General features: G+C 70.1%; 22 protein-coding genes and 1 tRNA gene. 16 read left to right on the top strand and 7 right to left on the bottom strand.

What is annotated here, in order from left to right:
• Positions 1–98 precede the first annotated feature (98 nt).
• Positions 99–959: an ADP/ATP-dependent (S)-NAD(P)H-hydrate dehydratase gene (locus DW306_RS02710; RefSeq protein ID WP_136054107.1), complete on the bottom strand. Its 861-nt coding sequence runs from the start codon at positions 957–959 to the stop codon at positions 99–101.
• Positions 943–1,671 (bottom strand): histidine phosphatase family protein, encoded by a 729-nt coding sequence (locus tag DW306_RS02705; RefSeq protein ID WP_136054106.1) that lies wholly within the window; start codon positions 1,669–1,671, stop codon positions 943–945. Before DW306_RS02705 ends, DW306_RS02710 begins: the two co-directional genes overlap by 17 nt.
• A gap of 136 nt (positions 1,672–1,807) precedes the next feature.
• Here DW306_RS02705 and DW306_RS02700 point away from each other — a divergent pair, with 136 nt between their 5' ends.
• Both DW306_RS02700 and DW306_RS02695 read left to right on the top strand, forming a co-directional pair.
• A complete protein-coding gene (locus DW306_RS02700; protein ID WP_136054105.1) occupies positions 1,808–2,704 on the top strand; it encodes an alpha/beta hydrolase in 897 nt (298 codons plus the stop codon).
• A gap of 139 nt (positions 2,705–2,843) precedes the next feature.
• The gene (locus DW306_RS02695; RefSeq protein ID WP_136054104.1) at positions 2,844–4,409 is read left to right on the top strand and encodes a CoA-acylating methylmalonate-semialdehyde dehydrogenase; all 1,566 of its coding nucleotides are present in this window, start codon (positions 2,844–2,846) and stop codon (positions 4,407–4,409) included.
• Between the two features lie 115 nt (positions 4,410–4,524).
• Here DW306_RS02695 and DW306_RS02690 read toward each other — a convergent pair whose 3' ends face one another.
• Positions 4,525–6,051, bottom strand: a complete 1,527-nt coding sequence (locus DW306_RS02690) for a PucR family transcriptional regulator ligand-binding domain-containing protein (RefSeq protein ID WP_136054103.1) — start codon at positions 6,049–6,051, stop codon at positions 4,525–4,527.
• Between the two features lie 126 nt (positions 6,052–6,177).
• Here DW306_RS02690 and DW306_RS02685 point away from each other — a divergent pair, with 126 nt between their 5' ends.
• Complete coding sequence (locus DW306_RS02685) at positions 6,178–7,509, top strand: aspartate aminotransferase family protein (RefSeq protein WP_136054102.1); 1,332 nt, start codon at positions 6,178–6,180, stop codon at positions 7,507–7,509.
• Between the two features lie 7 nt (positions 7,510–7,516).
• On the opposite strand, the gene DW306_RS02680 is transcribed toward DW306_RS02685, so the two are convergent.
• Complete coding sequence (locus DW306_RS02680) at positions 7,517–8,026, bottom strand: hypothetical protein (RefSeq protein ID WP_136054101.1); 510 nt, start codon at positions 8,024–8,026, stop codon at positions 7,517–7,519.
• Between the two features lie 183 nt (positions 8,027–8,209).
• Here DW306_RS02680 and DW306_RS02675 point away from each other — a divergent pair, with 183 nt between their 5' ends.
• The 3 genes from DW306_RS02675 to DW306_RS02665 all read left to right on the top strand — a co-directional run bounded on the left by DW306_RS02675 (position 8,210) and on the right by DW306_RS02665 (position 10,623).
• Entirely contained in the window at positions 8,210–9,073 is an 864-nt protein-coding gene (locus DW306_RS02675; protein WP_136054142.1) for an AraC family transcriptional regulator, read from the top strand.
• Positions 9,074–9,165: 92 nt separating this feature from the next.
• On the top strand, positions 9,166–9,813 hold the full coding sequence (locus DW306_RS02670) for a GyrI-like domain-containing protein (RefSeq protein ID WP_136054100.1): 648 nt from the start codon (positions 9,166–9,168) through the stop codon (positions 9,811–9,813).
• Positions 9,814–9,822: 9 nt separating this feature from the next.
• Positions 9,823–10,623, top strand: a complete 801-nt coding sequence (locus DW306_RS02665; protein ID WP_136054099.1) for a DUF1206 domain-containing protein — start codon at positions 9,823–9,825, stop codon at positions 10,621–10,623.
• 22 nt (positions 10,624–10,645) lie between these two features.
• On the opposite strand, the gene DW306_RS02660 is transcribed toward DW306_RS02665, so the two are convergent.
• Entirely contained in the window at positions 10,646–11,293 is a 648-nt protein-coding gene (locus DW306_RS02660; RefSeq protein WP_136054098.1) for a LysE family translocator, read from the bottom strand.
• Between the two features lie 69 nt (positions 11,294–11,362).
• On the opposite strand from DW306_RS02660, the gene DW306_RS02655 reads away from it, so the two are divergent.
• From DW306_RS02655 to DW306_RS02625, 7 genes are all read left to right on the top strand, one after another.
• A complete protein-coding gene (locus tag DW306_RS02655; protein WP_136054097.1) occupies positions 11,363–12,670 on the top strand; it encodes a cysteine desulfurase in 1,308 nt (435 codons plus the stop codon).
• The gene (sufU, locus tag DW306_RS02650; RefSeq protein ID WP_136054096.1) at positions 12,667–13,101 is read left to right on the top strand and encodes a Fe-S cluster assembly sulfur transfer protein SufU; all 435 of its coding nucleotides are present in this window, start codon (positions 12,667–12,669) and stop codon (positions 13,099–13,101) included. The genes DW306_RS02655 and sufU overlap by 4 nt, the downstream gene beginning before the upstream one ends.
• A gap of 33 nt (positions 13,102–13,134) precedes the next feature.
• Positions 13,135–14,073, top strand: coding sequence for a GNAT family N-acetyltransferase (locus DW306_RS02645; RefSeq protein WP_136054095.1), 939 nt, complete (start codon positions 13,135–13,137; stop codon positions 14,071–14,073).
• 58 nt (positions 14,074–14,131) lie between these two features.
• Positions 14,132–14,770 (top strand): NAD(P)-binding domain-containing protein, encoded by a 639-nt coding sequence (locus tag DW306_RS02640; RefSeq protein ID WP_136054094.1) that lies wholly within the window; start codon positions 14,132–14,134, stop codon positions 14,768–14,770.
• A gap of 91 nt (positions 14,771–14,861) precedes the next feature.
• On the top strand, positions 14,862–15,521 hold the full coding sequence (locus tag DW306_RS02635; RefSeq protein ID WP_136054093.1) for a GntR family transcriptional regulator: 660 nt from the start codon (positions 14,862–14,864) through the stop codon (positions 15,519–15,521).
• Positions 15,522–15,627: 106 nt separating this feature from the next.
• Positions 15,628–15,873: a hypothetical protein gene (locus DW306_RS02630; RefSeq protein WP_136054092.1), complete on the top strand. Its 246-nt coding sequence runs from the start codon at positions 15,628–15,630 to the stop codon at positions 15,871–15,873.
• Entirely contained in the window at positions 15,870–16,742 is an 873-nt protein-coding gene (locus tag DW306_RS02625) for a hypothetical protein (protein ID WP_240747026.1), read from the top strand. Before DW306_RS02630 ends, DW306_RS02625 begins: the two co-directional genes overlap by 4 nt.
• Before the next feature lie 15 nt (positions 16,743–16,757).
• On the opposite strand, the gene DW306_RS02620 is transcribed toward DW306_RS02625, so the two are convergent.
• Positions 16,758–17,597, bottom strand: a complete 840-nt coding sequence (locus tag DW306_RS02620) for an SDR family oxidoreductase (RefSeq protein WP_136054091.1) — start codon at positions 17,595–17,597, stop codon at positions 16,758–16,760.
• A gap of 131 nt (positions 17,598–17,728) precedes the next feature.
• Here DW306_RS02620 and DW306_RS02615 point away from each other — a divergent pair, with 131 nt between their 5' ends.
• Both DW306_RS02615 and DW306_RS02610 read left to right on the top strand, forming a co-directional pair.
• Positions 17,729–18,313: an asparagine synthase gene (locus tag DW306_RS02615; protein WP_136054090.1), complete on the top strand. Its 585-nt coding sequence runs from the start codon at positions 17,729–17,731 to the stop codon at positions 18,311–18,313.
• Positions 18,314–18,389: 76 nt separating this feature from the next.
• Positions 18,390–18,462 (top strand) — tRNA-Arg (locus tag DW306_RS02610).
• A gap of 170 nt (positions 18,463–18,632) precedes the next feature.
• On the opposite strand, the gene DW306_RS02605 is transcribed toward DW306_RS02610, so the two are convergent.
• Positions 18,633–19,562, bottom strand: a complete 930-nt coding sequence (locus DW306_RS02605) for a LysR family transcriptional regulator (protein ID WP_168429207.1) — start codon at positions 19,560–19,562, stop codon at positions 18,633–18,635.
• Positions 19,563–19,639: 77 nt separating this feature from the next.
• Between DW306_RS02605 and DW306_RS02600 the strand changes: the two genes are divergently transcribed.
• Entirely contained in the window at positions 19,640–21,370 is a 1,731-nt protein-coding gene (locus tag DW306_RS02600; RefSeq protein ID WP_136054088.1) for an FAD-binding protein, read from the top strand.
• The last annotated feature ends 7 nt before the right edge of the window (positions 21,371–21,377 follow it).

The following is a 21,377-nucleotide window of genomic DNA, read 5'->3' as shown; positions in this document are numbered from 1 at the left end:
GTGGCGGACTCGCACGCGGTCGAGGTGGTGGACGCCGCTCGGCAAGCAATGCCCACCCGATCGACAGGTGCCGCGACCCGTCAGACGTCACCAATATTCTACGAATCGGCCGAGGGCGCTTCAAGTGCGTCGAGGACGGCAGCCGGCAGTTCACGGACGAGGTCGCGGGCGAGGAAGCCCAGGCCCATCCTCTCGGTCAGGCGGTCCCCGGCCCGGGCGTGGCACCAGGCGCCCCAGACCGCCGCGCGCTCGGGTTCGAGACCGCGAGCGGCGAAGCCGGTGAGGGCGCCGGCCGCGGTGTCTCCCGACCCGGCGGTGCCCAGGCCGGGACCACCTGCGTCGATCCTCCAGACGGCTCCGGACGGCGCCGCGACGGCGGAGTAGCAGTGCACCACCGCGTCGAGGTCGCGAGAGATGCGTGCGACGTCGTGGAGCAGATCATCGATCGGACGGCCGAGGAGCACCTCCGCCTCTTCGAGGTTGGCGTTGACGATCAGCGCCCGGGGAAGCGTCGAGCGCGGCACGTCGCGGAGCACCCCGACGGCGAAGGCATCGACCACGAGGCACGCGATCTCGAGCCCGTCCAGGCGCTTCAGCCACTCCTCGGCGTGCGCGAGGTCGTCGAGCCCGGGACCGACGAGCACCGCGTCGGAGGCCTCGCAGGCGGCGCGCCATGCGTCATCGATCGGCCGGCCCGCGCTCGGCGCTTCGTGCACGCCGGCTTCGGGCAGGGCGAGGCGCACGACATCGGCGACGGCCGCGTCTGTCGTCACGGCGACCTTCCCCGCACCGACCCGCAGCGCCGCCTCGCCGGCCAGCACCGCAGCGCCGGTCGACAGGCGCGATCCGCCGATGATCATCGCCGTGCCCCGAGAGTTCTTGGAATCGCCCGGGTCCGGCAGCCCCCACGCGCGCAATAGCGCGGGGGTGACGCGCGTCGGCTCAGCCGGGCTGGACATCGGGGCTCCCGGGGTGCACGGTGATCTCGGCCCCGAGCTGTTCGAGGTGGCGCACGTCGGAGAAGTCGACGAGGTGCCATCGGGTTCCGTCGAAGCGCAGTCGCGTCACGGAGGCGTTGAGGACGGTGTGGGCTGCGGCGAACTCCACCAGGTGCGGCTCGTCCATTCCGGTGAGCAGCGAGACGAGCAGCATGACGACCGCGTCGTGCGCCACCACCAGGCCCACGCGTGCGTCGGCGTCGAGTGCGTCGCGGAGGAACGACCTCAGGCGCAGCGCCACATCCGCCCAGGACTCGCCACCCGGTGGCCGGTGGTAGTACTTGCCCAGTCGCGCGCGGCGCTCCGCTTCCTCCGGATGCCGAGCCGCGACGCCCCGCCACGTCAGAAGGTCGAGGATGCCGAGCTCCCTGTCCCGAAGGCGCTCGTCGGTGAGGACCCGATCGACGGCGGCGCCGTGCTCGACACTGAGCGCGAATGTCTGCTGAGCACGGAGATACGGCGACAGCCAGGCGATCTGAGGCAGCTCGTCCGCCTCGCGAAGCGCCGCGCCGAGCGCTCTCGCCTGCTCGACGCCCGTGTCGGAGAGAGGAACGTCCGCATCGCGCATCGCCAGCGCGATCACCTCTTCACCCGCGACCTCGGCCCCGGTGGCCGCGACATTCCCCACGCTTTCACCGTGACGCACCAGCCACAGCTCCTTCAACGACACCATGCGCGTCTTCCCTCCCTCGGACTCCTCGAGGTTCGCATGACTCGCGGCGCCGCGGCACGGGGTTGACCGGGCGTCGCCCTGCGGGTACCTCGACGGCTAGGGTGGAGTCCGCCTGAGGGAGCAGAGAAGGAGCGCCATGGCCGACGCCGTCGTCCTCGTGTCCGGCGGAGCCGCCGTCACGCCTTTCACCGATCCTGAGCGCGCCGCCCGGACGGGGCTCGCCGCGGGCAACACCCTCACGGCGCTCCGGGCGCATCTTCTCGCTCGGGGCGTGTCCGTGTTCACCGCTCCCGCGCGGATGGGCGTCGGAGAGGTGCGCGAGGATGCCGGATGGCAGGGGTTCGCCGATGTCCCCGTGGTCCTGCCCGCAGCGCTGACCGTCAACGCGGTCGGGGAGATCGATGCGGCAGGAACCGCCCTCGCGGCTTTCCTCCGCTGGCTGGCAGAGGAGCGCGGTCTCACGAGCGTCGACCTCGTCGGGCATTCGATGGGTGGTCTCTTCTCCCGTGCCGCCATCCGCGAGCTCCGTGCGGGAGGGCCGACGGTGAGTCGACTGGTGACGCTCGGCACTCCCTGGGACGGCTCGCTCCTCGGGGATGTGCTCAGCGACGAGATCTCGGTCGCGGACGCCCACGGTGATCCCGCGACGACACAGATCCTCGAGCAGTCGCGCGCCTACGCGGCCGAGAACTCTCAGGGGGCGGCCGACCAGGTGTCGCGACATTTCCTGCGTCGCTGGAACGCGGCGCAGGAAGGGGTGCTCGATGGGGTGCGCGTCACGGCCGTCGCTGCCGGTCGCTTCCGGTCCGCAGAGCGACCGCGCCAGCTCTGGCCGCATGACGGCCTCGTCTCTCAGCAGAGTGCGCGGGCGGACGAGGTGCCGCCGGCCGTGCTGCCGAACGTCTCCCGCCGCACCTTCGCAGATGACGTGCACAGCATCTTCTTCGCCGATGCGTTCGATCTTCCGTGGGAGCGAGCGATCACGTGGGATCCCGAGGTGTTCGACGTCGTCGACGACGCCATCGGCGTCTGAGCGCGCGACTCCGGAAGGGTCACATCTGCCTGATCGTCGAGCTGTCGTGTGATCGGAGGACGTACTGGCACGCTGCGGTCGGTACGCATCCTGCTTCACTGGTCTCACCCGCCCCGCTCGACGACCCCTGAGGTGAAGAATGACCATCACTGCCACGTCCGCCGCCTCGACGACGGACTCCTCCGTCCCGGTGATCGCCCACTGGATCGACGGCGCGCTGCGCGCGACGGAGTCGGGTCGCACGGCTCCGGTCTTCAATCCCGCCACCGGCGCGGTGCAGGCGCGGGTCGCCCTCGCCGACCAGGCCGAGATCGACGCCGCGATCGCCTCGGCGGAGTCCGGATTCCGGATGTGGTCGGGCTACTCGATCGCCAAGCGCCAGTCGGTGCTCTTCGCGTTCCGCGAGATCCTGAACGCCCGCAAGCGCGAGCTCGCCGAGATCATCACGTCGGAGCACGGCAAGGTCGTCTCCGATGCGATGGGCGAGATCCTCCGCGGTCAGGAGGTCGTCGAGCTCGCGACCGGCTTCCCGCACCTCATCAAGGGCGCGTTCAGCGAGAACGCCTCCTCGGGCATCGACGTTTACTCCCTCAAGCAGCCTCTCGGCGTGGTGGGCGTGATCTCTCCGTTCAACTTCCCCGTCATGGTGCCGCTGTGGTTCGTGCCGATCGCGATCGCGGCCGGCAACGCCGTGGTCCTGAAGCCCTCCGAGAAGGACCCGTCCGCGGCGCTGTGGCTGGCGCGCGTCTGGCAGGAGGCCGGTCTGCCCGACGGCGTCTTCACCGTGCTGCAGGGCGACAAGCTCGCGGTCGACGGACTCCTCACCTCTCCCGTCGTGCAGTCGATCAGCTTCGTCGGCTCGACCCCGATCGCGCAGTACATCTACGAGACGGCATCGAAGAACGGCAAGCGCGTGCAGGCGCTGGGCGGGGCGAAGAACCACATGCTGGTGCTGCCGGATGCCGACCTCGACCTCGTCGCCGACAATGCCGTGAACGCCGGGTTCGGCGCCGCCGGTGAGCGCTGCATGGCGATCAGCGTGGTCCTCGCCGTCGAGCCCGTCGCCGATGACCTGATCGAGAAGATCACCGCGCGCATCGCCGCCCTGAAGATCGGCAACGGCGCCGGCGTCGACGGCGTCGAGCCCGACATGGGGCCGCTGATCACCGATGTGCACCGCGACAAGGTCTCGTCCTACGTCGACATCGCCGAGGCCGACGGAGCGACGATCGTCGTCGACGGCCGCGGCTTCACGGTCGACGGGCACGAGGACGGCTTCTTCTTCGGACCCACCCTGATCGACGGCCTGCCGACGACGTCGCGCGCGTACACCGAGGAGATCTTCGGGCCGGTGCTCTCGGTCGTGCGGGTCGCGTCGTACGACGAGGGCCTCGCCCTGATCAACTCGGGCGAGTTCGGCAACGGCACCGCGATCTTCACCAACGACGGAGGAGCCGCCCGCCGGTTCCAGAACGAGGTGCAGGTCGGCATGATCGGCATCAACGTGCCGATCCCCGTGCCGGTCGCGTACCACTCGTTCGGCGGGTGGAAGAAGAGCCTCTTCGGTGACGCCAAGGCGTACGGCGTGCACGGCTTCGACTTCTTCACGCGCGAGAAGGCCGTCACCAGCCGGTGGATCGACCCCGCGACGCGCACGGACTCCTCGCACGGCGGCATCAACCTCGGGTTCCCGCAGAACAGCTGAGCTCCCGCCCCGCCGACCCGGCCCTTTTCGATCGACCCGGCCCCGTGCGAACGCTCGCACGGGGCAGGGTCGTGCACGAAGGGGCCGTTCGGCGAGGGCTGCGTCAGGGCCCGCGTCAGGGGCGAGTGAGCTGCAGCGCGCCCCAGAGCTCCGCCCGAGCGGCGAAGGTATCGAGATCGAGGTCCAGCAGCACGGCCGCGGCATCGACCCTGGCACGCAGGGTGTGGCGATGGATGCCGAGGGCCTTGGCCGCGGGATCCCATGCGCCGTTGTGCTCCAGCCACACCTCGAGGGTGCGGCGCAGGTCGGCCGGAGCGTTCGTGTGCTGCAGCGGCAGCAGCATCCGCCGGGCGATGTCGTGCGCCTGCGTGTGCTCGAGGTGCCCGAGGAGCCCGACCCGCGCCATGTCGTCGAAGTCGCTGAGGGGTTGGGTCGGCGTCGCCCGCGCGAGCGCCCGCTCGGACTCGCTCATCGCCTCGGTGAAGCGGTCCCAGGCGGTCGGTGCCGAGAAGCCGGCGACGGCGCCGTGGCGATGCAGCAGCGCGAGCAGGTCGGCTCTGCCGTCGTCGGCGGTGATCGTCACGATGCGCCCGTCGCGCTCCGCGAAGAACAGGGCGCCCTCGCTCTCGACCGCGAGCAGCTCCATCCCGGACCGCAGGCTCTGAGCGCCGCCGTCCTCGCCGTCCGGCAGGGCGATGCAGCCGACGCGGAGGGGGCCGTCGGGGAGCGGACCCCACAGGTGCGACACGGTGCGCTGGGCGACCGCGGTGATCCCCGCCGTCAACAGCTCGAGCACTCCGGATCGCAGCCGACGACGCGCCTCGTCGAGCGTGCGACTCTGCTCGAGAGCGATGCTGGCGAGGGCGATGACCGCGTCGACGAGGTCGGCGCGTGCGCGATCGAGGGCGCCGGTTCCGGTGCCGACGGCGAGGATGCCGCGAAGGTCTCCGCGCTGTCCGAGCGTCTGCAGTGTGACCTCGCCCGCTCCGGCGATGCTGAGCCGCACGGCCGCGGTGCGGCCGCGTGACAGCGTGTCGGCCACGGCATCCTCGATCTCCGACGCCAGCGACGGCGGGATCTGGTGCCGTGTCGGCACCTTCACACGTGAGCCGGCGGCGTCGAACAGCGCCACCCAGCAGCCCAGTTCGCGCTCGAGCTCGCGCAGGATCTCGGCGAGCCCGTCGGGGCGCAGGGCCGCGCGGGCGACGGACCGCTGCGCGCGCAGCGACCTCTCCAGCATCTGCCGGTCATCGTCGGCCACGGCGTCGGAGACGAACCGGATGATGCCCATGAACGGGGTGTCCCGTGGAACCTCGAACAGCGGCAGCCCCTCCGCCGACGCCGCTTCCGCCAGGTCGTCCGGGATGCGCTCGTGCACGATCCCCGTCGAGAAGGCCAGAGCGAGCACGCCGCGTTCGACGAGCCGCCGCACGTACGGCCGCACCGGGGTGGGGTCCGGGGCGCTGAACTGCAGGCCGTCGGTCAGCAGCAGTCCGCCCGAGTCGAGCCACGGCGTGGGGTCGGGGAGGTCGGAGTTGTGCGCCCAGAGGATGGCCCGGGTGAGCAGGGCGTCGTCGACGCCGCCGACGGCGCGGAGGTCGAATCGCGCTTCGTCGAGCAGGGCGCGGAGAGTGGCAGGCACCTCCGCATCCTGTCCGATGCCGTTCTGTCCGTCAAGCCAGCGTTCGATAGACGGATTGGCGATTCGCGGTGTCGTCGGCGACTGAGATGATCAGAAGCCGCTCCCGCACGGATCCGAAGGACACCCATGTCGAACCCCTCGCCCTCTGCCGTCTCGTCCTCGACCAACGCCGAGGTGTCGGATGCCGACCGCTCGCGCGTCTTCCACTCGTGGTCGGCGCAGGGCGCGCTCGCACCGCTGCCGCTCGCCGGCGGCTCCGGGACGACGGTGTGGGATGCCGACGGCAACCGGTACCTCGACTTCTCCAGCCAGCTCGTCAACGTGAACATCGGGCACCAGCATCCGAAGGTCGTCGCGGCGATCCAGGCGCAGGCCGACATCCTCACCACGGTCGCTCCCGCGCACGCCAACGCCGTGCGCGCCGAGGCCGCGCGGCTGATCGTCGACATCGCGCCCGAGGGCTTCGAGAAGGTGTTCTTCACCAACGGCGGCGCCGACGCGAACGAGAACGCGATCCGCATGGCCCGTCTGTTCACCGGACGCGACAAGGTGCTCTCGGCCTACCGCTCGTACCACGGCAACACCGGAGCAGCGGTCGTCGCGACCGGCGACTGGCGCCGCATCCCGAACGAGTACTCCCGCGGTCACGTGCACTTCTTCGGGCCGTACCTGTACCGCTCGGAGTTCTGGGCGACGACGCCCGAAGAGGAGTCCGCCCGCGCGCTGCACCACCTCGAGCGCGTCGTGCAGGCCGAGGGCCCCGAGAGCATCGCCGCGATCCTCATCGAGACCGTTCCCGGCACGGCCGGCATCCTCACCCCGCCTCCCGGCTACCTCGAGGGCGTGCGTGCGATCGCCGACCGCTACGGCATCCTGCTGATCCTCGACGAGGTGATGGCGGGCTTCGGCCGCACCGGCGAGTGGCTCGCGCTCGACGCGTTCGGCGTGCGTCCCGACCTCATCACCTTCGCGAAGGGCGTCAACTCCGGCTACGTGCCGATCGGCGGAGTCATCATCCCCGGCGAGATCGCGCACCACTTCGACGAGAGGGTCTTCCCCGGAGGACTGACCTACTCGGGCCACCCGCTGGCGGCCGCGAGCGTCGTCGCGACCATCGAGGCCATGCGCGAGGAGGGCATCGTCGACAACGCGAAGCGCATCGGCGCCGAGGTCATCGGACCGCGCCTCGAGCAGCTCGCCGAGCAGCACGAGCTCATCGGTGAGGTCCGCGGCAGCGGGGTGTTCTGGGCCGTCGAGCTGGTGGAGGACCGCGAGACGCGGGCGCCGCTCGCCGCCGCATCGATCGGCGCGCTCAAGAGCGACCTGCTCGGCCGCGGGCTGCTGCCGTTCTTCGCCGACAACCGCATCCACGTGGTGCCGCCGTGCGTGATCACCGCAGACGACGCGACCCGCGGCCTCGACATCATCGACGCGGCGCTCGCGGCGTTCCGCGGCTGATCGGGCGTCAGACCCTCTCGGTCTGCGCCGAGCGGGCGACCCCCACTGCTTCGCACTCGGTGTTCCCGTCGGCGACCCCGAACCGGATCAGCTCCCTGGGGTCGTTGAGGTAATCCGGGGGAGCGGTCGCGAGGGTGGCGGCCTCGAGCAGGACGAACTCCGCGGCCGACCCCACGACGCGCAGCGCGCCGGCCGGAAGGCACTGGGCGACGAACTGGAACTCGCCCGGACGCTGATGCATCGTCGCGCCCGTGATCGACCAGGCGGTGAACTCGTTGGCCGTCGCCGTGCAGATCCAGTTCTGCTGCGCCACCCCTGTCACGCGCAGCAGGGCGGTGTTCGCCGGCAGGTGATCCACGTGCCGGAGTTCGAGCAGGATGCCGACGGTGCCCGCCATCACATCGACGAGGATGCGGGTCACCTGGGCGTGCACGAACAGCTCGGTGTGCAGGAACGGATTCTCGGCGTCGGGCAGCTCGGGTGCCGCAAAGGGGACGCCGGAGAGAACATCGTTCACTCTCATCTTTTGCTTCGCCTTCGCCGTTTTCCCCAGGACTATCAAGCCTAGCTGCACCCCGTTCACATATGTCTCGTCGGGTGTGATGGGCTCGCTGTGAAAGGGAGCCGATCGGATCCGGCAAGAATGATCGGGCGGTCGGGTGCGCTCTGCGCACACGATGGTGGGGAAATGGAGGACCTCATGATCGGCACGCTCAACGCCCTGATCGATCTCGTCGAGACGACGACGGCGGAGGAGATCGATGTCGCCGGATTCGCGCGCGAGCACGGCACGACCGAGTACCACCTGCGCCGGATGTTCTCGGCTCTGGCAGAGATGCCGCTGTCCGAGTACGTGCGACGCCGGCGGATGACACGGGCCGCGGCCGAGCTGGTCGCGGGTGCCGGGAACGTGCTGGATGTCGCCGTGCGCCACGGCTACGGCTCGGTCGAGGCGTTCGGCCGGGCGTTCCGCGCGGTGCACGGCATCGGCCCGGTCGATGCGCGTCGAGACGGGGGTCCTCTCCGCACACAACCCACGCTCCGGTTCCGCCTGAGCGTCGAAGGGAGCACTCCGATGGATGTCACCATCACCCCACTTCCCGAGCTCGTCCTCGTCGGCCATGCGGTCGAGGTCCCGCTCATCCACCAAGGCGTCAACCCGCAGATCCAGCAGCACATCGCCGCCATCCCGGTGGCCGAGCACGCGCGGCTCAAGGAGCTCGGCGATGCCGAGCCCGGCGGCATCCTCGCTGTCACGGCCGACATCGAGCCCGACGCACCGGAGGGCACCCTGCTCACCTACCTGCACGGCGTCGCCCTGCAGGCGTCGTCGCCGGTGCCGGACGACCTCGATGTCCTGCGGATCGAGGAAGGGTCCTGGGCGGTCTTCGCCGCCCGCGGGCCGTTCCCCGCGACGCTGCAGAACCTCTGGGCGGCGACCGCGACCGAATGGTTCCCGTCGAACCCGTGGCGCCTGCGTCCGGGACCCTCGATCGTGCGCTACCTCGAGTTCACGGGCGACTTCGCCTCGTGCGAGCTCTGGCTGCCGGTCGAACAGGGCTGAGGCGATCGATCGGGCCGGGGAGCGGCATCCGCCCTCCGGCCCGATGTCGGCGGCCGATGCCACACTGAGGGCACGAGACACGGAGGCGTGCCATGGCGATCGATCCCAAGAAGACCCTCGACGCGTATCAGGCGAAGCGCGGCGAGATCCGGTTGGTCGAGGTGCCGCCCCTGCAGTACCTCATGGTCGACGGAGCCGGCGATCCCAACACGTCGCAGGTCTATCAGGATGCCGTGACCGCGCTCTTCCCTCTCGCCTACACCCTGAAGTTCGCGAGCCGGAAGGAGCTGGGCATCGACACCGTCGTGATGCCGCTCGAAGGGCTCTGGCACGCCGACGACATGAACGCCTTCACGGCGCAGCGCGACAAGTCGGCCTGGTTGTGGACGCTCATGATCATGGTGCCCGAGCACGTGACGGTTGAGATGTTCGCGGACGCCGTCGAGAGCGTCGCGGCGAAGGCGGTCAAGAAGAAGGAGTCGCCCTCGCCGGCGCTCTCCGCGGTGCGCCTCGAGACCCTCGACGAGGGGCTGAGCGTGCAGACGCTGCACGTCGGAGCATTCGACGACGAGGGGCCGGTCCTCGACGACATCCACCACCGCTTCATCCCCGAGAACGGCCTGCAGATGAACGCGCGACACCACGAGATCTACCTGAGCGACATGCGGCGCGTCGAACCCGCGAGGCTGCGGACCATCCTGCGTCAGCCGGTGTCGAGAATCACCGCGCCGTCCGCGTAGTCTTCGACGATGAGCACCGCCAAAGACGCTGCGCGCGCCACGAAGGGGTCCGACGGATTCCGCTGGGTCGCCCGCGCCGGTTTCGTCGTCGTCGGCATCATCCACATCATCATCGGCAGCCTCGCGGTCTCGATCGCCCTCGGCGGCGGCGGTGACGCCGATCAGGACGGCGCCATGCAGCAGGTCCGGTTCAGCCCTGTCGGAGGACTGCTGCTGGCCGTGATCGCCGCGGGTCTCATCGCGCTCGCCGTCTGGCAGATCGCCAGCGCCTTCCTCGCCGCGAACCCGGAGGAGACGAAGAAGTGGGGGCGCCGGGTCAAGTTCTTCGGCATCGCGCTCTCGTACCTCGTGATCGCCGGGATGGCGATCATCTTCGCGTTCGGCGGCGAGGCCGACTCCGAGAAGGCGTCCCAGACGCTCAGCGCCGTGCTGCTCGCCGCGCCCGCCGGCGTCGTGCTGCTGGTCATCATCGGTCTCACGGTGTTCGGCGTCGGCATCGGATTCGTCGTCAGCGGCTTCACCCGGGGGTTCAAGAAGCTCCTCGACCTGCCGTCGGGCGTCGAGCGCGGAGGCATCGTGACCTTCGGCGTGGTCGGCTACATCGCCAAGGGCATCGCCGTCGCCGTGACCGGCGTGCTGTTCGTCGTCGCGGCCTTCACGAACGACCCCGACACGTCGTCCGGGCTCGACGGGGCTCTGCACAGCCTCGTGGCGCTGCCCCTCGGACCGGTGATCCTCTGCGCGGTGGGCGCGGGTCTCGCCGTCTACGGCCTGTTCTGCATCGCGCGTTCGCGATACGCGCGCATGTGATCGCGCGTCGGCCGAGTCCCGTTCACGTGGCGGCCGGCTTCTCGCTCCAGACCAGCAGGAACGCGCCGAGCCCGATCATGAGTCCGCCGCCGGTCGCGCTCATCGCCTCGATCCGGCGCGGGGAGCGGCCGAACCAGTCGCGCGCAGCACTGGCGAGCAGCACCCAGATGGCGTCGCACGCGACGCCGATCGTCACGACGATCGCACCGAGCACGAAGAGCTGCGCGGCGACCGAGCCCGCATGCAGATCGACGAACTGGGGGAGGATCGCCAGGAAGAACGCGATCGACTTCGGGTTCGTGACGCCGACGACGAAACCCTCCAGGAGAAGCCTCGGTCCCGAGCGTCGCGGCTGCACGCCGGCCATCGCCTGGGCGGCATCCTTCCGATGCCGGATCGCCTGGATGCCGAGGAAGATCAGGTAGCCGGCGCCGAGGATCCTGACGATCGTGAACAGCACGACCGACTGGGCGACGATCGTCCCGACGCCGAGAGCCACCGCGACGACCAGCACGATCGAACCGGCGGCCGTGCCGAGGATGCTGAGGAACCCGCCCAGACGCCCCAGTGCCATCGCCCGTCCGATCGTGAAGAGCACCGTGGGACCGGGGATGACGACCATGACGAAGGCGGCGACGATGAAGGTCGCGAGGGTGTCGGGGCGGAACATGCTGCGAGCCTAACTGTCACGGATCGCGACACCGCCCCTTCCGCGAGCGCGAGATGAGAAACTGGAACGATGAGCATTTCGCCCGAAGCCTCTGTCCTCGCCCCGTTGAGCGACGCCGAGGTGCGGCGCATCCGGGACGACTTCCCCATCCTGCAGACCGAGGTGCACGGGCATCCGCTCACCTATCTCGATTCGGGCGCGACGTCGCAGCGGCCGTTCGCGGTGCTCGACGCCGAGCGGGAGTTCGCCACGACGCTGAACGCCGCCGTGCATCGCGGGGCGCACACTCTCGCCGCCGAGGCGACCGAGCTCTTCGAAGACGCCAGGAGCACGCTCGCCCGATTCGTGGGCGCCGGTGACGACGAGATCGTGTGGACGTCGAACGCGACCGAGGCCATCAACCTCGTGGCGTACTCGCTGTCGAACGCCTCGGTCGGACGCGGGGGAGCAGCCGCCGATCGACTCCGGATCGGCGAGGGCGACGAGATCGTCACGACCGAGATGGAGCACCACGCGAACCTCATCCCGTGGCAGGAGCTCGCCGCCCGCACCGGTGCGACCCTGCGCGTCATCCCGCTCGACGACGACGGCGCCCTCCGGCTCGATGTCGCGGCGGACCTCATCACCGAGCGCACGAAGCTCGTGGCCTTCACGCACGTCTCGAACGTCCTCGGAGTGATCAACCCGGTCGTCCAGCTGGTCGCGCTCGCCCGCGAGGTCGGAGCCCTGACGCTGCTCGATGCCTGCCAGTCGGCCCCCCACCTTCCGCTCGACGTGCGCGCCCTCGGTGTGGACTTCGCGGTTCTCTCGGGTCACAAGATGCTCGGACCGACCGGTATCGGCGCGCTGTACGGCCGCCATGAGCTGCTCGAGGCCATGCCGCCGTTCCTCACCGGCGGGTCGATGATCACCACGGTCACGACGACAGAGGCCGAATACCTTCCGCCGCCTCAGCGCTTCGAGGCGGGCACGCAGCGGGTCTCGCAGGCGATCGCGCTCGCCGCGGCCGTGGACTACCTGACCGCGGTGGGGATGCCGCGTATCGCGGAGCACGAGGCGGCCTTCGGCCGGAGGCTCGTCGAGGGTCTCGGCGCGATCGACGGTGTGCGCGTGCTGGGAGCGGGCATCGACCTTCCACGCGTGGGGCTCGCGAGCTTCGACGTCGCCGGCATCCACTCCCACGACGTCGGCCAGTTCCTCGACGATCTCGGCATCGCCGTGCGGGTCGGCCATCACTGCGCCCAGCCGCTGCACCGTCGCCTCGGCGTCACGTCGTCGACGCGGGCGAGCACGTATCTCTACACGACGGATGCCGAGGTCGACGCCGTGATCGACGGCGTCGCCGGCGCGATCGAGTTCTTCCGGAGGGGCGTATGAGCGACCTGCAGAATCTGTACCAGGAGCTGATCCTCGATCACTCCCGCACCCCGCACGGCTACGGGCTCCGCGACGAGATCGCCGCGCAGTCGCATCAGGTCAATCCCACCTGCGGCGACGAGGTCACCCTGCAGGTGCACCGTGCCGCCGACGGCAGCGTCGAGGCGATCGCCTGGGAGGGGCACGGCTGCGCGATCTCGCAGGCATCGGCGTCGCTTCTCGCCGGGCTCGCCGAAGGTCTCAGCGTCGAGCAGCTCGAGGTCCGCATCGCGGCCTTCCGCGAGGCGATGCGCTCGCGCGGGAAGATCGAGCCCGACGAGGAGCTGCTCGGCGATGCGGCGGCGCTGGGCGGGGTCTCGAAGTACGTGGCCCGCGTCAAGTGCGCGATGCTCGCCTGGGTCGCGGCCGAAGACGCGCTGACCCGCAGCTGACACGGGCGCGGGTCATGACGGCAGGATGGGAGCATGTCGCTCCGCCTGCTGCCGCTTCCTGCCGATCGATTCGAGGACTGGCGGACCGCGGCCCGGCAGCGGTTGATCGACGGGAACCAGACGTCGGGCATGCGCGTCGGTGAGGATGCCGTCTCCTATGCCGACCGCATCCTCGGCGAGGTCCCGGAGGAGCCGTCGTCGCCCACGATGCGGGTCCTCCGCATCGTCGACGACGAGCACGGTGACCTCGGCACCGCCTGGGCCGTGCTCCGCGATCAGAAGCTGTTCCTGTTCGATCTCGCGGTGACGGTCGAGCCGACCGGCGCTCAGCGAGACGAGCTGTTCGCGCAGACACTCGCCCTCGCCGCCGAGATGGGGGCGACGCAGCTCGGCATCCCGCTGTTCCCGCAGGACGACGCCGCGCGGGCGCTCGCCGACGGGCGCGGCTTCACCCTCGCCTCCATCCAGATGGTGCTCGAGCCGCTGCGCGATCGGCCGGTCGAGGCACATGTCGAGGTGTCGCCCATGACGGCAGAGCGCTACCCGCGCTTCGCCGCCCAGTCCGAGGCGGGGTTCGCGCAGGATCTCGCCGCGTCCGGGCGCTACTCACCCGAGGAGGCGGCAGCGGAGTCGCATCGGCAGATGCTTCTCGAGCTGCCCGACGGGCTCGCCACCGAGGGGCAGGAGCTCTTCACGGCTTCCGTCGACGGCGTCGAGGTCGGCATCCTCTGGCTCGGCATGCGGGTACGCGACGGTCGACCGCACGCTTTCATCCTCGACATCGAGGTCGCCGCCGAGCAGCGGCGCAAGGGGTACGGGCGGGCGCTGATGCACGCGGCCGAGCGGGAGGCGCGTCGCCTCGGCGCGGACTCGATCGGCCTGCATGTGTTCGGCTTCAACACCGGCGCGATCGCCCTGTACGAAGAGCTCGGCTATCGCCGCGTGGAGGAAGGCCTGCTGCTCGACCTCTGACCCGGACACAGGCCGTCACATGCGGGAATAGCGCGGCCGCCCCGGCGTTGGGGCGAGCATGACAACTCTCGGAATCATCGGTGCAGGACACATCGGCAGCCAGGTCGCGCGGGTCGCGGTGGCGAACGGCTATGACGTCGTGATCGCCAACTCGCGCGGACCGGAGACGCTCGCCGACCTCGTCGCGGAGCTCGGACCGCAGGCCACGGCGGCCACCGCAGCGGATGCCGCCGCCGCGGGCGATGCGGTCGTCGTGACGGTGCCGCTGCACGCGATCGACCGCCTCCCCGTCGAACAGCTCGCCGGCAAGATCGTGCTCGACACGAACAACTACTACCACGAGCGCGACGGGCACATCGAGGAGCTCGACAAGGGGGAGACCACCACGTCGGAGCTGCTGCAGCGTCAGCTTCCGACGTCGAAGATCGCCAAGGCGTTCAACCACATCTACGCCTCCGCGATCACGACCGACGGCACCCCCGCAGGCACCCCGGATCGCCGCGCCCTCGCCACGGCGGGCGACGCCGAGGCCGTCGCCTTCGTCACGCGCTTCTACGACGAGGCGGGGTTCGACACGGTCGACATCGGACCGCTGAGCGAGTCCTGGCGCGTCGAGCGCGACCGGCCGGCGTACGTGACCCGGCAGAACGCCGAAGAGCTCGAGGCCAACCTCGCGATCGCGAACCGCCTGCCCTGAGAAGTCGCCCCCGTCATGCGGATCTCCTCGGTCGGGAGCGATTGGGATACCAAAACTTGGTGAACCGCCGTTCTGGTGAGAGAATGCGGGCATGACGGGGGCGGGGGCTACCGGCGAACTCGAGTCGGTCAGGGTGACGCGCATTCTGCGCGACGACATCGTCGTGGGCCGGCGCGTGCCGGGATCCCGGCTCGTCGAGCGCGATATCGCCGCCGAACTGGACGTTTCGCGCCTCCCCGTGCGCGAGGCCATCCGCACTCTCGTCTCCGAGGGTGTCGTCGTCGCCCGCCCGCGCAGCTGGGCGGTGGTGCGCGAATTCACGCAGCGCGACATCAGGGACTTCGCCGAGGTGCGGGAGTCGATCGAGACGCTCATCTTCGTCTTCGCGGCCGAGCGGCACGATGCGGCCGGGATCGCCCGACTCCGCGACGTCTACGAACGCGAACTCGCCGCCGCCCGGGCGGGAAGGCCCGAGGAGGCCCGCATGGCCGCGGGAGAGTTCCACGAGGTCGCCGCCGTGCTCGCGGGCAACGACATGCTGTGCGAGCTTATCGACGTGTTCGCGACGCGGCTGCGCTGGCTGTTCGGCCAGCACGACGACCTCCTCGCCATGGCGGAGGAGCACCGGATCATCCTCGAGGCGATCGCCGCTCGTGACGTGGAGGCGCTGCGTCGCATCGTGCCGGAGCATCTCGCCAGCGGTCAGCTGGCCGCCGAAAGTCGGCTGGCGAGCAGCGAGATCGCGATCTGACCTCGGCCGCCCGCACCGGCAGGCCGCCGGGGTCGGTGCGCCCCCAGTTGTATATTGGGCACATCGGAGTGGTTCCGGAGCTGTCGCGATTGTCCTGGGGAGCGAGATGCGAAGTCTTGCTGTCGTCGTCGGAGGTCTGCTGCTGGTGGGCGGATTCACCCTCGTCGTGGTCGCCGATCAGGAGCGCGCATCCGCCCTCGCCGCGGTGAGGGCCGAGATCGATCGGGTCGAGCAGCAGCTCGACGCCTCGCACGGCGAGAACCTCGAGCTCGCGGAGAAGCTGACGGCGCTGCGGTCGCAGATCGCCGAGCAGGACGCCGAGCTGGCCGACACGACGGGCTTCCTGAAGTGATCCGCCGCATGCTGGCGGTCACGGTCGCCTCGGCGGTCCTCCTCTGCGCCGGGATCGTCGCCCGCGCCGACGGCCTCGACCAGCAGCGAGCGGATGCCGTCACCGAACTGCGCGCTCTGGCATCCCAGTCGCATTCCGCCGCACAGCGCACCGACTACCTGGCGGGCGCGATCGAGCGCGCCGAGCAGGACACGGCGGACCGGGCGGCCGTGCTGGAGGTCCGTCCCGGGTTCGTCGCCGAGCTCACCGCCTTGAGCGCGGCGATCGAGGGCGCCAAGGGCAAGGTCGACACCTCCACGCATCTCGCATCGGCGCTCTCCACGCAGCAGACCGTGCTCGCCGAGAACAAGAACCCCGACACGGTGACGGCCGCGACGGCGACCATCCATGCGATCACCGAGAAGATCGGCTCCGAGGTGACGAGCTGGGAGGCGATCCAGTCCGCGCGCAGCGCCGGACCCGGCGGGCCGCTGTGGTCGACCAGCGGCCCCGACGGGTACTCCCGGGTGCGGGCGGCGCTCGATCGCGTCGGGGGCGGGGGAGTCGGGCTGTACGAGTCGTCGTCGTGCGCGGGCGGCAACGCTCCGGCCTGTGCGAACAGCAACGGCTACATCAAGTACCGGGCCGACATCGCCGACTGGAGCACCGGGCGCCTCAACTGGGCGATGGCGCATGAACTCGCGCACATCTATCAGTTCCGGGTGTGGGGCGCCCTCACCTCTTCCGCGGGCTACGGGTCGCTGTTCGGCAACGACCCCGAGTTCCTGGCGAACTGCATGGCGGTCGTCCGCGGGTATCCGGGCTCGGTCGGCTGCAACGGCGACCAGCAGGCATGGGCCTCGGGGATCTGGGTCGGCGCGGTGCGCTGACGCCCTCCCCGTCGGTCAGGCGATGGGCGTCGTCGTGTCGATCGCCGCGCGCAGAGGACGGCGCATCGCCCGCCAGTAGTGCGCCGGGGTCGCGCGTACCAGCACGTCGATGAGCCGTGCCTCGCGCCCGACCATCGTGCGCACCGCACGGCGCTCCGTGGCGCGGATGATCTGCGCCGCGGCATCCGCCGGTTCGGTGTGGTACATCGCGGCCTGCGCGGAGGCGGCGCGGGCCGCGACATCGGGGTCGATCGCGGCGGCGTAGCGTCCGTGCAGGATGATTCCCGTGCGCACACCCGCCGGATACACGGCGCCGACCGTGACGGCCGTGCCCTCGAGCTCGTGCCGCAGCGCCTCGGAGAACGCCCGCACGGCGAACTTGCTGATCGCGTAGGGGATCCGTCCGGCGGGCGCCGCGAGGGCGTACACGCTGGCGAGGTGCGTGATGTGCGCGGCGGGTGCGGCGCGCAATGCGGGGAGCAGAGCCTTGGTGACCGAGACCGTCCCCCAGAGGTTGACGTCGGTCAGCCAGCGCATCTCCTCCATCGTGAGCTGATCGAGGGTGCCCAGCATGGACGAGCCGGCGCAGGTGATCAGCGCGTTGATGCGCGGGTGCGCGGCCATGATGTCGGCGACCCCCGCGAACACGGCGTCGTCGTCGCGGAGGTCGATCACATGCGTCGTCACGGGGGATCCCTGCAGGCCCGCGGCGAGATCCGCCAGCGCCGCCGCATCGTGATCGATGAGCGCGAGATGCACACCGCGTGCCGCGAGGAGCCGCGCGATGTCGGCGCCCATGCCGTTCGCCGCCCCTGTGATGACCGTCGTGCTGCCGACGAGATCGAGATGCTTCATGCGTCCTCCTGCGGGCGCATCCGGGTGCGCGTCGGGCGAATGTCGGACCGATGGGGGATGCTGATCCGGAACCCATTCTCACCCACACCGCTTCGGCGGCATACCGGTACGCTCAAGGAGAGGAGGTCGCGGTGGGACGAACAGCGGATGCCATCGCCGAAGGCGTTGCGATCGCGACCGCCGCGGCGCGCCTCGCCGTGAAGAACCACATCCTCGTGGGCACCATCGCCGAGGACGGCGTCTTCGACACCGACAAGTACATCGCCGACGCCCGTGAGGCGCTCGGAGCGATGGCCGCAGAGGCCGAAGAGGCCGCCGCGAACGTGACCGCCCTGCGCAAGCGGGCGCGCGGACGCCATTCCGATCCGCACGGCACCCACGACTACCGTGACCGCGATGTGCGCAACCTCCGCCGGCGGGCCAAGCAGTCCACCGGCGTCGCCGTGAAGCTGCGCGAGATCATGCAGGATCGTGAGCGGCTCGGCGTGATCGTCGAAGAGGCGCGCGAGGCCGCCTGGGCAGACGTGCGGCACAACCTCGACCGTCGGCTGCGGGTGGAGGGCATGCGACCCGACCACGATCCGGAGTACGGCAAGATGCGCGAGGCGCGCATGCAGGCGCTGCGTCTCGTCGACCTCCAGGCCCTGTCGTCCGAGCAGCGCGCGAAGGCCAAGCGGCGCAAGAAGCAGGAGCTCGCGGAGGCCGTCGAGGACTGAGGCCTCGTTTCGCTTTCGCGTCGGGACTGTTGTAGGCTTATCGTCGGCCCGCTGAGCGTGAAAGTTCGCGGATCATGCGCCCGTAGCTCAATGGATAGAGCATCTGACTACGGATCAGAAGGTTAGGGGTTCGAGTCCCTTCGGGCGCACACTGTGTTGAGACAGTGACAGAGACCCCGTCGTGAAAGCGACGGGGTCTCTGCTTTGTCCGGGGATTCTCGGCATCCGTTCCGGTCGCAGTTTCTGCCGTCGGGAGGCGTCGGAAGCGGCAAGAACTGCGACCGGAAGCAATGCGGGCGACGTCAACTGCGACCGGAAGCTACAGCAGGCTCGTGATCGCCGGGTCGCGCCGGGCGACCTCGGCAGCCGTCGCTAGGATCACCTGCCGCATCGCCGAGACCGCGACGGCGGGGGTGACGTCGGAGCGATGCGCGAGGCTCACGATGCGCGTCATCATCGGATGCGTCAGCCGCACGGATCGCAGCGCCGGCTGGTCGAGCAGCACCATCGCCGGCACGACGGCCACACCGAGTCCGCGCTCGACGAAGCGCAGCACGGCATCCATCTCGGCGCCCTCGAGCACATGCGTCGGCGTGAGACCCGCGGAGCGGAAGGCGGCATCGGTCGTGGCGCGGAGCTCATACGTCTCGTCGAGCGCGATCAGCGGGAGCGTGGCGAGATGATCGAGCCCGATCGCGGGCGTCACCGCCACCGGGGGACGGGATGCCGCGGAGACGACGACGAGCTCCTCCGTGAGCAGCGGCGTGCGGGTGAGGCTGAAGCCCGATGGCGGCGGTCCGTCCGACTCGGTGATCAGCGCGATGTCGACGGCGCCGACGGCGAGCTGATCGACGAGCAGACGCGAGCCGCTCTCGATGAGGTGCAGGTCGACGTCGGGATGCGCGGAGTGGAAGACGCTGATCGCCTCCGCCACGAGACTGATGCACAGCGTCGGAGGGGCGCCCAGGCGCACGCGCCCGCGGCGCAGCCCCTGCAGCTCATCCATCTCCTCGCGGATGGCCTCGGCCTCGGCGAGCATCCGCTGCGCGCGGGGGAGGAGCGTCTCACCTGCCGAGGTGAGGGCGATGTGGCCGCGCGCGCGATGGAACAGCTCGGCGCCGAGCTCGCGCTCCAGAGTGGAGATCTGTCGGCTCAGTGACGGCTGCGCGAGATGGAGATGCTCTGAGGCGCGGGTGAAGTGGCCGAGCCGGGCGACCTCGACGAACCCGCGCAGTTGCTCCAGGTTCATGGCCATAGCCTACCTGCATGGTTCGAAGTCGAACTATGCATTGGAGTTATTAGGATCGCCTAACTAGCGTGAAATGCATGAGTACACGCGAACGTCAGATCTCCACCACCGTCCTGGTCATCGGGACCGGCGGTTCCGGGCTGCGGGCGGCGATCGAGGTCGCCGAACACGGCATCGACGTCCTCGCCGTCGGCAAACGCCCCCGACAGGATGCCCACACCTCCCTCGCCGCCGGCGGCATCAACGCCGCGCTCGGCACCATGGACGCCGACGACAGCTGGCAGCAGCATGCCGCCGACACGATCAAGGAGAGCTACCTGCTCGCCAACCCGCACACGGTCGAGATCGTGACGCAGGGCGCCGAGCGCGGCATCCGCGATCTCGAGCGCTGGGGCATGGACTTCGCGCGCGAGGACGACGGCCGCATCTCGCAGCGGTTCTTCGGGGCCCACACCTTCCGGCGCACCGCCTTCGCAGGCGACTACACGGGTCTCGAGATCCAGCGCACCCTCGTGCGCAAGGCCGAGCAGCTCGAGGTGCCGATCCTCGACCACGTCTACATCACCCGCCTGCTCGTGCGCGACAACGTCGTGTTCGGCGCCTACGGCTTCGACCAGGCCGACGGCACCCGCTACCTGATCCACGCGGATGCCGTGATCCTCGCCGCCGGCGGACACAACCGCATCTGGCGCCGCACGTCGTCCCGCCGTGACGAGAACACGGGTGACTCCTTCCGTCTCGCGGTCGACGCCGGAGCCCGGCTGCGCGACCCGGAGCTCGTGCAGTTCCACCCGTCCGGCATCATCGAGCCGGAGAACGCCGCCGGCACGCTCATCTCCGAGGCGGCACGCGGTGAGGGCGGCATCCTGCGCAATGCGCTCGGCGAGCGTTTCATGCAGAAGTACGACCCCGAGCGCATGGAGCTGTCGACGCGCGACCGCGTCGCCCTCGCCGCGTACACCGAGATCGCCGAAGGGCGCGGCACCGAGAACGGCGGCGTCTGGCTCGACGTGTCGCACCTGCCGCGCGAGACGATCATGACCCGTCTGCCCCGTGTCTACCAGACGATGATGGAGCTGCAGATGCTCGACATCACGACCGACCCGATCGAGATCGCCCCCACGGCGCACTACTCGATGGGCGGGGTGTGGGTGCGTCCGGAGGACCACCAGACCGACGTCGAGGGGCTGTACGCGATCGGTGAGGCGTCGAGCGGACTGCACGGTGCCAACCGCCTCGGCGGCAACTCGCTCATCGAGCTGCTGGTCTACGGGCGCATCGTCGGGCAGGCCGCGATGGAGCACGCCGCCGGACTCGACGCGCAGCGCCGTTCGGCCGAGGCCGTCGCCGAGGCGCGTGCCGAGATCGATGATCTGCTCTCCGCGGACGGGCGTGAGAACGTCCGTGCCCTGCAGCGCGCGATCCGGAACCTCATGACCGAGTACGCCGGCGTCGTGCGCTCGGAGGAGGGGCTGCTCGCCGGTCTCGCCGACCTCGACATGATCGAGGGACGCATGGAAGACGTCGGCATTCATCCCGACATCGCCGGGTTCCAGGACCTGGCGCATGCGTTCGACCTCAAGGCCTCCGCGCTTGCGGCTCGCGCCACGCTCGAGGCGGCGCTGGAGCGCCGGGAGACCCGCGGATGCCACAACCGCAGCGATTTCCCCGACACCGACCCCACCCTGCAGGTGAACCTCGTCTGGAGTCCCCGCGACGGCGTGACCCGCGAGGCGATTCCCGAGATCCCGGCCGAGATCGTCGAGCTCATGCGCGAGGTCGACACCGAGGGCAAGCTGGTCGAGTAGCCGGTCA

Source organism: Microbacterium sp. K24, assembly GCF_004794465.1.
GTDB lineage: Bacteria > Actinomycetota > Actinomycetes > Actinomycetales > Microbacteriaceae > Microbacterium.
This window is presented reverse-complemented; position numbering and strand designations above follow the sequence as displayed.